This is a genomic window from Microbacterium sp. P03 (assembly GCF_043556235.1).
Lineage (GTDB): Bacteria > Actinomycetota > Actinomycetes > Actinomycetales > Microbacteriaceae > Microbacterium.
The window spans coordinates 68,321-82,226 of the sequence record NZ_JBIGIM010000003.1; the positions used below are offsets into that span (position 1 = coordinate 68,321).

Below are 13,906 nucleotides of genomic sequence, written 5' to 3' on the forward strand. Positions count from 1 at the left end.
CACCCCAGTGTGCCCGAAGGCACCGACATCTGGGGGGCCCGCGGTCAGACGGAAGCGACCGGCACCAAGCGGCCGTCGTGCATCTCGAGCACCCGGTCGGCGCGGGCGAGCATGGCGGGGTCGTGCGTCGCGACGATGGTCGCGGTGCCGCGCTCGTGTGCGACGCGCGCGATCAGCTCCATGATCTGCGCGCCGGTCTCGGAGTCGAGCTGGCCGGTCGGCTCATCGGCCAGCAGCACGGCAGGGTCGGCGACGAGCGCCCGCGCGATGCCGACCCGCTGCTGCTGGCCGCCGGAGAGTTCGCCGGGGCGCTGGGCGGCGTGATCGGTCAGTCCCACCGCGTCGAGTGCGTCGGCGACCCGGCGAGCGCGCTCCCGCGGGTCCAGCCGCCGGATGCGCAGCGGGACCTCGACGTTCTCCGCGGCGGAGAGGATGGGGATCAGCCCGAACGCCTGGAACACGGAGGCGACCTCGGTACCGAGCAGGGACGCGACATCCGTGCGGGGATCCGACAGGTCGTGACCGCTCACCTCGATGCGTCCCGTCGTCGGGACGTCGAGCCCTCCCAGCATCGTCAGCAGTGTCGTCTTGCCCGATCCGGAACGCCCCCGCAGGGCGACGAGCTCGCCTGGCTGCACCTCGAGATCCACTTCGCGCACCGCCGTCACGTCCCCTGCCGGCGTGCGGAAGACCCGTGATACCCCCGTGGCCCGCAGCGCAGCACTCATCGACTTCCCTCCGGCGTCTGCGCAGGCCCGTCCCCGTGCCCGGGTTCCCGGTCGTCCCTCGAACGGTCCGCGCCCGCCCCGGGACGCACCTCGATGCGGTCGGACTCGAGCGACAGGCGCACGCGTTCGCGCAACGACAGCGCGCTGACGAAGTCCGCGGGCAGCTGCATCCGGCCGGAGCGATCGAGGACCGCGAATTCCTCTGCGACACGGATGCTGCGACCGGCGGCATCCGTCTGCGTGCTCCGGAACGTCTCGGTGGCCGTCCGCCCGTCGCGGATGCGCACTGTGCGATCGACGTGCTCGGTCACGGCGGCGTCGTGAGTGACGATCAGGGTGGTGACACCGCGCTGCCGGTTCGCCGCTTCGAGCGCGGCCAGCACCTCTGCGCTCGTCGCCTCATCAAGCTCTCCCGTGGGCTCATCGGCCAGAAGCACCCGGGGTTCATTGGCGAGCGCCACCGCGATCGCCACGCGCTGCTTCTGCCCGCCCGACAGCTGATCCGGTCGCCTGTCCGCGATGTGCGCGACATCGAGCTGGCCGAGGAGGTCGCCGGTGAGGGCGGCGCGGCGATGACGCGGCACGACCCCCGCCACCGCGTGCGCCATCGCGATGTTCTCCCGCGCGCTGAGGTAGGGCAGGAGATTGCGGCCCGACTGCTGCCACACGAAGCCGACGCTGCGGCGCCGGTAGTCGACCCGCTCCCGACCCTTCATGGTCACGAGGTCGTGGCCCGCGACCCTCGCGGTGCCGGCGGTCGGCACGTCCAGGCCGGCCAGGATGCCGAGCAGGGTCGACTTGCCCGACCCTGACGCGCCCACCAGCGCGACCAGTTCGCCGCGCCCGATCGTCAGCTCGAGCCCCTGCAGCGCCTGCACCTCCACACCCTGCGCGGTGAAGATGCGCACGAGTCCCTCGCACTCCACATCCGGATCGCTCTCGGTCGCGATGGTCATGCTGACATCCTCTCGGTCGACGTGCTGATCACGGCGAACCCTCCTCGTCGATCGAGCGCAGCGTGGTCGCTGCCGACACCCGCGATGCCGCGGCGGTCGCCAACGCGACCGCCACCACGGCCACGATCAGGAAGGCCCCGATCACGACCGGCGACAGCCAGCCGCCGATGTGGACCGCGGGCTGCTCCGCAGCGCCGATGAAGCGCGACAGATCGAGCGAGGGCAGCACGAGGTAGGGCATCACCAGCCCGACCCCGACCCCGACGGGGAGCGCGAGGAGGAGGGCGGGTCCGACCTCCCAGGCGACGAGCGGCAGCTCGCGTCGACGCGGGTACCCGAGCGCACCCAGCAGCGCGAGCATCCGCCCACGCGCAGCTGCCCCCAGCACGAGGGTCATGCCGACCGCGAAGCCCAGCAGCAGGGCGACCGCGATGACGGATGCCACGAGCCCCGTCTCGACGGCGATCAGGGCGGGGTCGTCGCGGAGTCGGTCCCGCACATCGGTCGGCGTCGTGGTGGACGCCTCCGGCCCGGCGACGGCGCGGGCTGCCTCGGCGATTTCTTCTGCGGAGGCCGATGTCGCGACGTCCACCAGCACCACCGACGGGGCGAACCGGTCACGGACGAGGCGCTCGGCGTTCGCGCGGTCGACGAGCACCCATGACTCCGCGCCGCCGAACGGAGACACCGTCGGCGCCTCCGATACGACGTCGACGACCGTGCCGTCGATCTCCAGCGTCGACGACCCGATCCTGCTCGCGAGCGCTCGCGACGCCACGACCGGTACCGCGTCGCCCGCCCGATCGCGCAGCGTCGCGGGCAGTGCGATCGCGGTGGGCAGTCCCGCCTGCACCGCGGCGAGCTGCTCGACGTCCATGACGTAGACGACCAGCGGCACGCGCTGGCCGCCGACCTCGCCGTCCACCCGTTGATCGAAGTACACCGGCGCGGTCGCCTCCACGCCGTCGAGACCCGCGAGGCGCTCGAGCTGGTCCTGCGGCAGATAGGGCGCGGTGAGTCTGACGTCGGCGCCCACCTGCGCCTGCGCCGAGGTGTGGATGCCCGTGCGCACCGTCTCGGAGAAGGCCACGGCGAACAGCGCGATCGCGATCCCGACCACCACGGCCAGCACCGGCGCCGCGCGGACGGCGGGGTCGCGTCGGGCCCGCGCGGGCCCGAGCAGGCCGACGAGGCCGCTCCGCGACGGCGCGCCCCGCTCGATGACCGACAGCACGAGCGGCACGAGACGCAGCGCGAAGACGCAACCGGCAGCGGCCAGGGCGAGAGGCAGCATGGTCAGGACGGGATCGACGCCATCCGACGTCGCGCGGGTGGCCACGAGCCACACGACCACCGCCGCGCCGACGAGGACGGATGCCTCGGCCACCAGTCGTCGTCGGGCATCGGCGGTTGCGGGGACGCCGAGGTCGGACCGGGCGGTCTGCGCTGCGGCATGCACCGTGAGGACGGGCACGACGACCGCGGGGGTGAGCGCGACGAGCAACGGGATCACCACAGACGCGGCACCGCCCCAGCCGGGCGCCACCGCCGCCGCGAGGCATCCGATCGTCGCTCCGATGCCGCCGAGGATCAGCCCCTCGATGGCCAGGAGCACGGCCAGACGGGGCATCGAGCCGCCGCGCGCGCGGGCCAGCCGCACCGACCCCACGCGACGCGTGGAGAGCATGCGACCCGTGAGGGCGAGCGCCACGATCGCCACGGCGACCGGTCCTACCGCGACGAGGGAGACGACCGCGGTCATCGCGTCCGCCCGCCCGATGCCCGCGTCGATCGCGTTCGCCGACGAGCTGCGGAACGCCAGTCCGGTCGGCTGCTGTCGCTCGACGACGACCGCGAACGGCACCTGAGTACTTGCGAACCCGCGCAGCTGCGCGGCGACGGATGCGGCCGTGGCTCCCTGCTCGCGGTCGACCGCGAGCGGGAGCCAGGCGACGCTGGCCGCCGAGTCCGGCACCACGAGTGCGTCCGAGAGCCGACCGGGTGACGCGTACGCCGTGGCGTAGTACGTTGCGCTGCCGGAACCGTCGTACACGACATCGGGATTCAGCCCCGTCGGCACATGGTCCCACTCCCGGTCGTCCGGGTCGGCCGCTTCGAAGATCCCGCTGAGCGTGACCTTGAAGGCGATACCGCGGGGATAGCCCATCGTGCGGCTCTCGCCCACCGGCCACGCGAGATCGGCTGCGGCCACGCGGGACAGACCGATCGAGAAGGCGTCGACGACGCCGGACGCCGTCTCGTCGGGGGTGATCGATGGCGCGGTGGTGTCGGGGGCGACGCCCTCGACGAACCGGGTCCTGCGTGGCGAGTCGGGGTCGAATGTCAGCATCACGCGGTTCGCGGGGCGCGCTGCGCCCGCGGGCGGGACCGCCGCGATGTTGTCGAGTGCGACGACCAGGCGGGGCGGGTCGAGCACCCCCCGCAGGTCTTCGGGAAGAGCGGCGCGCGTCTGCGCGAGCTGCTCGAGCGGCGCCCCCCAGACGGGCGCCAGCTCGGACGGGAGGTCGAACGCGGCCTCGGGCGGCGCGGACGCGGCGCCTGACGGGACGGACTCGGCGCTTCCCGAGGCGGGTCCCGGTGTCGCGATACCCCGGGTGGAGGCGGTCAGGTCGCGTTCCGCAGGCGCGACATCGTCGATCGCCGCCCGCACGGTGCCGGTCCTCGCCTCCTGGAGGAGCAGAGGTCCGGCTGCGCCGGCGTAGGACACGAGGGCGACGAGGATCACGATGAACATCGAGATCGCCGGTGCGGTCGAGGCGGCGGCCAGCGCCAACGCGGCGCCCGACGTGGTGCGGGCGGACTGCCGGCGTAATCGACGCGACACCGTCATGATGCGGCCCCCGGCAGTCCCGCGATGAGCGCCGGCACCAGCAGCTCGGCGGCGACTGCCCCGGCGAGCGCACCGGCGATCAGCCCGTAGCCGATCGCGAGCCCGGCCTCGACGACGGACGTCCTGCGCTGAAGCGCGGGTGAGAAGCCGAACGACCTCAGGGGCACGAACTCCGCCCGCCGACGCCGCGACGCGGACGCCGCCACGACGCTGAACGCCAGGGCCGCGAGCACCGCGACCACGCCGACGCCGGCCGCGAGCAGCCCGATGGTGGGCGCGGTGACAGCCGCGGTGCCGACGGAGGCCGCCGTCTCGGGCCGGACGGGGTCGACAGCCACAGACCGAACGGATGCCGCGGCCAGGTCTGTGGCGGAGCTGTCGATCCACAGCTCGTTCGCCGTGAGTACCGAACCGCCCAGCTCGATCGCGCGCGACTCGAAGGCGGCGAGGTCCACGGCGATCCCGTCCTCCCCTCCCACCCCGGGGAGAGCGGGCACGATCGCATCGACCTCCACGGCGATGGGCGGAGTGATCGAGCCCACCCGGAGAGCCAGCTCGGCGCCGTCCTGCACCGCGAGTCGGTCGGCCAGCTGGGAGGTGAGCACGACGGGTAGGGCCTCCGGCAGCCCGGTCACGGTCGGGATTCGAAAGCTCTGCTGCCTGCGGTTCAGCGTGACCTCGTCCTCGGGGAGCGTCAGCTCGCCCTCGGCGTCGCGTGCAGCCAGGGTCATCCGGGCCTCGGGGACGTTGCCGGCGGCGTCGTCGTCGGGGAACACCGCCGACACCTCGAGTGCACTCAGGCGTGAACCCTCACCGACGTCCGCCGTCACCGTCTGCGCGGCGGCGCCCGTCGCCGCCCTGCCGGCGGTCGCGACGGCGCCGAGGTCGACGCGTCGGACGGCACCGTCGCCGTCCGTGACCCAGGCGACGACCGTCACGGTCGTACCGGGGACGGACCCCCGGGCCGCGACGTCCACCGCCAGCGATCCGCCTCGGAGCGGCGGCGTCGTGCCGACGATCAGCCCACCGACGCCGGAAGCGCCGCCCGTCGTCGACGAGGCCTCCAGCAACGCCGCGGGTGCCGCCACCAGCGCGACGTCGAGCGATCCGAGTGCGGCCCGACGTGTGAGCACGGCGAACGCGGAGTCGACGCCGGGGAGGCCTTCCACCGTGTCGGCGTCGACCCCGGCGTGTCGCTCGTCGATCGTGGTGGGGATGTCGAAGACGGCACGCACGTCCGCACCCAGCAGGCGTGTCACCCCGCCCTGCTGCGCGTCCGCGACACGTGCCGAAAGAACCGAGGCGAAGACACCCGACGACGCCAGCAGCGCGAGACTGAGGACGCCGGCCGTGAGCGGGCCCGCCTGTCGGGCGAGTCGACGCATCGCGAGCACGCCCGCGAGCCCGCGAGTGCGGCGCGCCGCCCGCTCGGCCAGTGTCGCAACGGGCAGCGCGCCGACGGTGATGAGGAGGCTCGCGGCGAGAAGTGTGGCGGCGGGTGCCGATGCGGCGAGCGGATCGGGCCGTCCCGCGCTGATCAGGCCGCCGCTGAGCAACTGCGCGCTCGCCAGGAGCGAAACGGCCACCGCGGCGACGAGAGGCAGCAGCAGGGCGAGCGCACTGCGTCGACCCGCATCCGCTCTCGCAGACCGGGCGACCGCGACCCCCGGCGCAGCCGACGCCGTCGCGACCGCGACCGCAGCGAGGGCGATCGCGACGGCGATCCCCGGAACGGTCGCGGGCGTCGATTCCAGGACGCCTGTGGCTCCCGCCGCCACCGCCACAGCCAGGCCGACCGCCGCGCCGGCGAGCGCTCCGACCACGCTGACGATCGAGGTCTCCGCGATCATCACGCCGACGAGGGCACCGGGCGACGCACCCCGCGCGAGCAGAACGCGTCTTTCGTCGTCGCGGCTGCGCGCGAGGGTGCGGGCGAGCACGCCGAGCACGATCGCCCCCACCAGGAGCAGAACGGCGAGGGGGACCGCGAGCATCGCCCGGGAGCCCGCCACCGCCGCGGACGCGCGCGCCATCGTGCTGCCGAGCTCGCCTTCGATGCGCAGACTCTGCCGTCCCCCCGGGTCGAGGGCGGCCCGAGCACCCGCGAGCCGCTGTGCGCCGTCTTGGTAAGCGGACAGCAGCCCGGCCGTGATCGGCGATGCCGGGGTCACGATCCAGCGAACACGGGGAACCTGGCCGAGCGCCGCCACCCGCTCCTCCGCGGCGAGCACGGGACCGATCGCTTCGCCGGTTCGCCCGGAACCCACCGACGGCTCTCCGAACCAGGCGGGGTCCGAGGGGTCGAGGGGCTCCCAGATGCCCGAGATCTTCGCCGGCACGCCGTCGAGGACGATCTCTCCCCCGACCTCGTCGCCCGTGCGTTCGGCTGCACGGGCCGACACCGCGACCTCGTCCGCCGTCCCCGGCCACGCACCCTCCACCAGCCGCGAGAGCTCCGGGACGTGCGGATCGGCGAGCATCCGCCGCTCCGCAGCGCCGTCCTCGGTGACACCCTCTCCCCAGACGCTTCGACGCACCGTCACGGATGCGGCCCCGAACGCCTCGGTGACGGCGACCGTCACCGAGGCATCCTGCGCATCAGGATCCGCCGCCAGCAGCGCGTCCAGCGCGACCCCCTGCGCCTGCGGGACGGCGGCGGCGACGATCGCCGCCGCCCCCTCGTCGAGCGCAGTCGTCGTGGCGGCATCCAGGCTCACGACCGCCGCAACGAGCACGCCGACCACGCCCGCGAACGCCGCGAGCTGAATCCGACGCGCGCGGGCGGCGCGGACGGCGAACGGCATGTGACTCCTCGGCAGACCACGCGGACGGGGCGAGGCTCGCTCAGGCTAACCCGCCGGCCGCGACGTTCGCTCGCACGGCGCTCCGTGCACGACGTCGGGCGCGGTCAGACCCCGGGGGCGGCGCGCCAGCATCCCTCGACGTGGTCGTCGACCATGCCGGCGGACTGCATCAGCGCGTACATCGTCGTGGGCCCGACGAACCGGAAGCCGCGCTTGCGGAGCGTCTTGCTCATCGCCGTCGACTCCGCGGTGGTCGCAGGCACATCCGCGAACGACGAAGGACGCGGGCCCGGGGCATCCGGAGCGAACGACCAGAGCAGCGCGTCGAGGGCGCCGTCCGGCATCTCGGCGACGAGACGGGCGTTCGAGATCGCCGCCGTGATCTTCGCGCGGTTGCGGACGATACCCGCGTCGCCCATCAGCCGCTCGACGTCGTCGTCGCCGAACATCGCGACCGTGTCGGGGTCGAAGCCGGCGAACACCTCGCGGAACCGAGGGCGCTTGCGCAGGATCGTGATCCACGACAGCCCTGCTTGGAAGCCCTCCAGGCTCATCTTCTCGAAGAGGGCGCTGTCGCCGTGCAGCGCGTGGCCCCACTCCTCGTCGTGGTAGCGCCGATACTCGGGGTCGTCGCCGACCCATGCGCAGCGCGGGATGCCGTCGTCGCCGAGTCGGATGTCACGGCTCACGGTCATCCGCTCACCCTAGCCTCGGCGTCCTCGCTGCAGAGCGCGCTACTTCTTCTTCAGCGACTTCTCCGAGACGGGGGCTTCGCCGGAGGCGGCCAGCGCGGCGTAGTACGCGCGCGCCTCGTCCTGACGGGCCTGCTCGGCACCCGACGCGATGGCCGCGCGCACATGCTCCGGCTCGTACCCGAACGCGTCCACGAGGTCCTGCGCGTGCGGGCGCAGCCGCAGGCAGAGGCGATCGATGTAGCTCGACACGGCGGCCGCGCGCTGCGCCGACATCCGTCCGTTGATGAGGTACCAGGCGAGGTGCTTCTCGATCAAGCCCAGACCGAAGAGGTCCCGGAGCCAGGTGAGGACATGCTTCGTCCCCGCGTCGGTGACTTTGGCGACGGCATCCGTGAAGGCTTCCCACTGCAGCAGTTCGCCATGGGCGCGCGCGGCCTCGATCAGCTCGGACTGGTTGGCATTGAAGAGCGCAGCCGCTTCGGCCGGCGACAGCTTGGCCGCCGGACGCAGACGCCCCGCGATGTCGGCCACCATCTGCTGCACCCGGCCGGCGAGCAGCTCGTGCTGCTGGTCGCCGCGCAGACCGCGTTCGACCGAGCGCGCCGTCGAACCGAAGTCCGACACGGACTGCCCGAACTGCCGGAGGCCGGCACCGTGGAAGAGCTTGCCCGCGGTCTGGCCGACGGCGAGCTTGGCGATGGTCGCGGCATCCGCACCCCGGAACTGCTTGGCGTAATCGCTCAGCAGTCGCTTGCCGACGAGCTGCAGCAGGACGTTGTTGTCCCCCTCGAAGGTGACGAAGACGTCGAGGTCGCTGCGCAGTCCGACGAGGCGGTTCTCGGCGAGGAAGCCCGAGCCGCCGCAGGCCTCGCGAGCCTCCTGGAGGGTGTCGAGCGCGTGCCAGGTCGAGAGCGGCTTGAGCGCGGCAGCGAGGGTCTCGAGGTCTTCACGGTCGTGGTCGGTGTCGGCCGTGCCGCTGAAGACCGCGTCGAACTTCTGGAGGAACTCGTCGTGCGCGAAGATCGTGGCGTACGTCGTGGCCAGGCGGCTCAGCAGCCGGCGCTGGTGCTTGCCGTAGTCCAGCAGCACGACCTCGTCCGTGCCCGCACCCGAGTCGAACTGCCGTCGCTGGTTGCCGTAGGTGATCGCGATGTCGAGACCCAGGGCCGAGGCCCAGGCTGCCGATCCATCGAGCGACACGCGACCCTGCACGAGTGTTCCGAGCATCGTGAAGAAGCGACGGCCAGGGCTCGAGATCTCGCTCGAGTACGTGCCGTCGGGGGCGACGTCTCCGTACTTGTTCAGCAGGTTCGTGCGGGGGATGCGCACGTGGTCGAAGTGCAGCCGGCCGTTGTCGATGCCGTTCAGACCGCCCTTGAGGCCATCGTCCTCGCCGCCGACTCCGGGCAGGAAATCGCCGTTCTCGTCGCGGAGCGGCACGTAGAAGCAGTGCACGCCGTGGTTCACGCCGTTCGTGATGAGCTGGGCGAACACCGTGGCCGCGATGCCGTGGAGCGCGGCGTTGCCGAGGTAGTCCTTCCACGCCGCGCGGAACGGGGTGTGGATCACGAACTCCTCGGTCTCGGGGTCGTAGGTCGCCGTGGTGCCGGCGGCCGCGACATCCGAGCCGTGTCCCGTCTCGGTCATCGCGAACGCACCGGGGATCTCGAGGCTCATGATGCCGGGCAGCCACTTGTCGTGGTGCTCCTTCGTGCCGAGCTGCAGGACGGCCGAGCCGAACAGCCCCCACTGCACGCCCGCCTTGATCTGCAGGCTCGGGTCAGCGGCGACGAGCTCGGTGAAGCCGGCGATGTTCGCGCCGTTGTTGCCTGCTCCGCCGTACTCCTTCGGGAACGCGCGGTGCACGCCGCCCTGCTCGACGAGCAGGTGCATCTGGCTGAGCACCCGCTCCCGGTGCTCGGACATGCTCTGGCCGTCGACGCGCCAGAAGGCGGGGTCCTTGATCATCTCCCGCGCTTCGCGTCGCGTGTCGGCCCAGGTGCCGAGCAGACGCTCCGTCACGTCCGCGACGTCGATGCGGGGGTCGGATGCCTCGGCGGCGGTATGCGGGGCGCGCGCGGCGCCACCGGCGGGGGTGCGCCGGTTGATGGCGGGCTTGAGGGAGCGAACGACGGCGTCGGCCATTGTCGGGACCTTTCGTCAGAGAAAGAAGAAGACACCATCAACGGTAGGAGTCCGACAACGAACGCTGAAACCGGTTGGGCGATACCTCCAAGAGGGTCGGACCGCCTCCGACGGGTAGGTTGTGCACACCCCACATGTGGTCGGTCGGAGGGCGCGCGATGCACCGGGTCAGCCCGACCCGACTCCTCAAGAATCCCTCGGAGCCTCGATCACCCCTGCGTCATCCCGCGGGTCGACCCTGGATCAGGCGCCGTCCTTGACGCGTTCGGCCGCGTGACCGGCCAACCAGGTCACCGCCGTGGCCGCGACATCGGCGACGGAGGGCGTGACATCGACGGCGACGCCCGCCTCATCCGCTCCGAGGTTTTCGAGGGTGTCGAGTTGGGACCGCAGCAGCGCCGGCGGCATGAAGTGGCCTGTGCGGGCGGCCGCCCGCTGCGCCAGCAACTCGGGGGCACCGGTCAGGTGGACGAACACCGTGCCGGGCGCCCCCGCTCTGAGGCGATCCCGGTAGCGGCGGCGCAGCGCCGAGCAGGCCACCACGATTCCCCCGGCCTCCGCGCCGTCGGCGAGGACGTGCGCCACGTCGTCGAGCCACGGCCACCGGTCCACGTCCTCCAGCGCCTCACCGCGCGCCATCTTCGCGATGTTCGCCGCGGGATGCAGGGCATCGGCATCGACGAACGGAAAGGCGCCCGCCGCCGCGATCGCCTTGGCGACCGATGTCTTCCCCGCCGCGGAGACGCCCATCACCACGATGGGAACCGCCTTCGTACCCGGCGGCCCCGGCGGCGGCGGCGTCGGGCCCGGCGGCGGCGGAGGAGGCATCCCCCCATCCTGCCGTGCCTCGACCTCGCGTCTGCAACCGGCTGAACGCCGGAGACCCGACGGGAGGCCTGTCGCGCCCCGACGGTCGCCGGCCGCGTCAGGCGGAGGCGATCACCGAGAGGACGGCCTCACCGTAGGCCTCGCGCTTCTTCTCGCCGATGCCGCTGATGCCCGCGAGCTGCGCCGCCGTGGACGGCCGCACCTCGGCCAGCGCCCGCAGCGTCGCATCGCCGAACACGATGTAGGCGGGAACGCCCTGCGCCTTCGCCGTCTCGGAGCGCCACGCGCGCAGCGCGTCGAAGACCGAGCGATCACCCGCATCGAGGGTTGCGGATGCCTCGGACCTGCGGGCGCGCGACCCCGACGACGACCCGCCGCGGCCGATCGTGTCGCGTCGCAGCGGCACGGCGGTCGAGCCGGACAGCACTCCCGCGCTCTGCTCGGACAGACCCAGCGTGCCGTACTCCCCCTGCGCGACGAGAAGACGGCGGGCGAGCAACTGTCGGATGACGCTCCGCCAGTCCTGCTCGCTGAGGTCGGCGCCGATGCCGAAGGTCGCCACCTTGTCGTGCCCCTGCTGCAGGACGCGCTCGGTGCGGTTGCCGCGGAGGATGTCGATCAGCTGACCGGCGCCGAAGGCCTGGTTGCGCTCGCGCTTCAGACGGACGATCGTCGACAGCAGTTTCTGCGCGGGAATCAGACCGTCCCAGATCTCGGGCGTTTCCAGGCAGGTGTCGCAATTGCCGCAGGGCGTGGAGGGCTGCCCGAAGTAACCGAGCAGGTCGACGCGGCGGCATCCGGTCGTCTCACAGAGCGCGAGCATCGCGTCGAGGTGCTGGCCCTGCCTGATGCGGTGCGCCCGATCACCGTCGCCGCGCTCGATCAGTCGACGCTGCTGCACCACATCACCGAGGCCGTAGGCCATCCAGGCGATCGACGGTTCGCCGTCGCGACCGGCGCGACCGGTCTCCTGGTAGTACCCCTCCACCGACTTCGGCAGGTCGATGTGCGCGACGAACCGCACGTCGGGCTTGTCGATGCCCATGCCGAAGGCGATCGTGGCGACCATCACCACGCCGTCCTCGCGGAGGAACCTCGATTGGTTGGCCGCGCGCACGCCGGCGTCGAGACCCGCGTGGTAGGGCAGGGCGTCGAGGCCCTTCCCCCGCAGGAATTCGGCCGTCTGCTCGACGCTCTTTCGGCTGAGCGCGTAGACGATGCCCGCCGACCCCTCGGGCTGCGAGCGGATGAAGCCGAGAAGCTGCTGGCGCACCTCGGCCTTGGGCGCGATGCGGTACTGGATGTTCGGGCGGTCGAAGCTGGCGACGAAGTGCCGCGCGCGCGGCATCCGCAGCCGTTCCCCGATCTCGGCGTGCGTCGCCTCGGTGGCGGTCGCCGTCAGGGCGACGCGCGGCACTCCGGGGAAAGACTCGGCCAGCCCGCCGAGCGCGAGGTAGTCGGGACGGAAGTCATGGCCCCATTGCGACACGCAATGCGCCTCGTCGATCGCGATCAGGCTCAGGGTGCCGCGTTGGAGGAGGCGCAGGGTGGCGGCGCTCGAGAGACGCTCGGGGGCCACGTAGATGAGGTCGAGCTCGCCAGCGAGGTAGGCGCGCTCGACCTCCGCACGTTCGCCCGCCTGCTGCGTCGAGTTGAGGTAGGCGGCGCGCACGCCGTTGGCGCGAAGAGCGTCGACCTGATCGTGCATGAGGGCGATCAGCGGACTCACGACGAGTCCCGTCCCCTCTCGCACGAGCGCCGGCACCTGATAGATCAGGCTCTTGCCACCGCCGGTGGGCATGAGCACGATCGCATCGCCACCGGCCGTGATCGCGTCGATGGCCTCGGCCTGGTCGCCGCGGAAGCTGTCGTAGCCGAAGACGGTGTGCAGCGCCTCCAGCGGTGTCGCGTATCGGGAGGGCGTGACGCCGATGGCGGGCGGGACGGATGCCGCGGCCGACGAGCCACGGGAGGGCGATGTGCTCCGGCCGGCACCCGCGCGCTCGGGCGGCGGCATCCATCCATCGTCCGCGGGCGGGGCCCAGGAGTCGTCGGGCGGCGGAGCGAGCTCATCGGGGTCCCACGCGAGGTCGGCGTACGGGTCGCCGGCGAAGGGGGAGGTCATCCGTCCAGGGTAGCCGGGGCCTCCGACCTCCCCGGCCGGACGTCGGCCGGCCGCCGGGACGACCGTCAGCCGCTCTTGGGGAGGTCGACGCCGAAGATCGGCACTCCGTCGGGGCACAGGGCGACGTCGGGGTTGTAGTCGCTGAGGACCCCGTCAGGATTCTCGCGGTGCACCCACGCGTGTATCACCCACAGAGGCAGGACCGAATGCCGGTGCAGCTCGTTTCCGAAGAGGGTCGGCGGTTCGTCCGAGGTCCACGCGTCGACCGGCACGATGAACTCCAGACCCACGAGCGCGGCTGGCGCGCCCGCTGGGTCGAGCTCGTAGACCAGCGCTTCCGGGCGCTCGACGTCGAGCACGTCATCCAGTTGCGCGGCATCCAGGTAGTGCAGCCCCATCCCGCCCTTGTCCTCGTCTTGGAAGCAGCCCAGATCGTCGATCGTGCTCGCGTATCCGGCGGCCTGCGCGAGCTCGAGATCGGCGAAGTCCGCCGTCGCGGCGCGCGCCGCCTGCAGATCCGACTCGGCCGCCGCGGACGCGTCGTGCAACGAATGCGCCGTGCTCACGGCGGCCGGTGAGGCGCCCGGAGCACAGGCGGCGAGCGCCGCGCCGGCGACGAACAGCAGTCCGACGGCGCGAGCCCGGCGGATGCCGCGCGTCGGCCCGGCATCGCGGGCTGGAGATGGCGTGTGGTGAGACATCTGGACGACTCCGTTCGCTCCCGGCCCCGATCTGAGGTCGACACCGAGTGTCGTCGTCCCGCACACCGGTGGC

The 13,906-nt window shown here is 72.4% G+C and carries 9 protein-coding genes; all 9 read right to left on the reverse strand.

Annotated elements, in window-relative coordinates; all coding sequences use genetic code 11:
• Positions 1–44: 44 nt before the first annotated feature.
• The 9 genes from ACFXOO_RS09980 to ACFXOO_RS10020 all read right to left on the reverse strand — a co-directional run bounded on the left by ACFXOO_RS09980 (position 45) and on the right by ACFXOO_RS10020 (position 13,833).
• Positions 45–728, reverse strand: a complete 684-nt coding sequence (locus ACFXOO_RS09980; RefSeq protein ID WP_378842547.1) for an ABC transporter ATP-binding protein — start codon at positions 726–728, stop codon at positions 45–47.
• Complete coding sequence (locus ACFXOO_RS09985; protein WP_378842545.1) at positions 725–1,684, reverse strand: ABC transporter ATP-binding protein; 960 nt, start codon at positions 1,682–1,684, stop codon at positions 725–727. The genes ACFXOO_RS09980 and ACFXOO_RS09985 overlap by 4 nt, the downstream gene beginning before the upstream one ends.
• A gap of 28 nt (positions 1,685–1,712) precedes the next feature.
• Positions 1,713–4,535, reverse strand: a complete 2,823-nt coding sequence (locus tag ACFXOO_RS09990) for a hypothetical protein (RefSeq protein ID WP_394563436.1) — start codon at positions 4,533–4,535, stop codon at positions 1,713–1,715.
• Entirely contained in the window at positions 4,532–7,339 is a 2,808-nt protein-coding gene (locus ACFXOO_RS09995) for an FtsX-like permease family protein (RefSeq protein WP_394563437.1), read from the reverse strand. The genes ACFXOO_RS09990 and ACFXOO_RS09995 overlap by 4 nt, the downstream gene beginning before the upstream one ends.
• Positions 7,340–7,443: 104 nt before the next feature.
• A complete protein-coding gene (locus tag ACFXOO_RS10000) occupies positions 7,444–8,034 on the reverse strand; it encodes a DNA-3-methyladenine glycosylase I (RefSeq protein ID WP_378852724.1) in 591 nt (196 codons plus the stop codon).
• 39 nt (positions 8,035–8,073) lie between these two features.
• On the reverse strand, positions 8,074–10,179 hold the full coding sequence (locus ACFXOO_RS10005; RefSeq protein WP_378852722.1) for an acyl-CoA dehydrogenase: 2,106 nt from the start codon (positions 10,177–10,179) through the stop codon (positions 8,074–8,076).
• Positions 10,180–10,422: 243 nt separating this feature from the next.
• Positions 10,423–11,007 (reverse strand): gluconokinase, encoded by a 585-nt coding sequence (locus ACFXOO_RS10010; protein WP_394563438.1) that lies wholly within the window; start codon positions 11,005–11,007, stop codon positions 10,423–10,425.
• Positions 11,008–11,104: 97 nt separating this feature from the next.
• The gene (gene recQ, locus ACFXOO_RS10015) at positions 11,105–13,132 is read right to left on the reverse strand and encodes a DNA helicase RecQ (protein ID WP_394563439.1); all 2,028 of its coding nucleotides are present in this window, start codon (positions 13,130–13,132) and stop codon (positions 11,105–11,107) included.
• A gap of 65 nt (positions 13,133–13,197) precedes the next feature.
• The gene (locus ACFXOO_RS10020; protein WP_394563440.1) at positions 13,198–13,833 is read right to left on the reverse strand and encodes a hypothetical protein; all 636 of its coding nucleotides are present in this window, start codon (positions 13,831–13,833) and stop codon (positions 13,198–13,200) included.
• Positions 13,834–13,906 lie beyond the last annotated feature (73 nt).

Coding starts and splice junctions, on each gene's coding strand:
- ACFXOO_RS09980 (WP_378842547.1), bottom strand. CDS start 728: ATGAGTGCTGCGCTGCGGGCCACGGGGGTATCACGGGTCTTCCGCACG.
- ACFXOO_RS09985 (WP_378842545.1), bottom strand. CDS start 1,684: ATGACCATCGCGACCGAGAGCGATCCGGATGTGGAGTGCGAGGGACTC.
- ACFXOO_RS09990 (WP_394563436.1), bottom strand. CDS start 4,535: ATGACGGTGTCGCGTCGATTACGCCGGCAGTCCGCCCGCACCACGTCG.
- ACFXOO_RS09995 (WP_394563437.1), bottom strand. CDS start 7,339: ATGCCGTTCGCCGTCCGCGCCGCCCGCGCGCGTCGGATTCAGCTCGCG.
- ACFXOO_RS10000 (WP_378852724.1), bottom strand. CDS start 8,034: ATGACCGTGAGCCGTGACATCCGACTCGGCGACGACGGCATCCCGCGC.
- ACFXOO_RS10005 (WP_378852722.1), bottom strand. CDS start 10,179: ATGGCCGACGCCGTCGTTCGCTCCCTCAAGCCCGCCATCAACCGGCGC.
- ACFXOO_RS10010 (WP_394563438.1), bottom strand. CDS start 11,007: ATGCCTCCTCCGCCGCCGCCGGGCCCGACGCCGCCGCCGCCGGGGCCG.
- recQ (WP_394563439.1), bottom strand. CDS start 13,132: ATGACCTCCCCCTTCGCCGGCGACCCGTACGCCGACCTCGCGTGGGAC.
- ACFXOO_RS10020 (WP_394563440.1), bottom strand. CDS start 13,833: ATGTCTCACCACACGCCATCTCCAGCCCGCGATGCCGGGCCGACGCGC.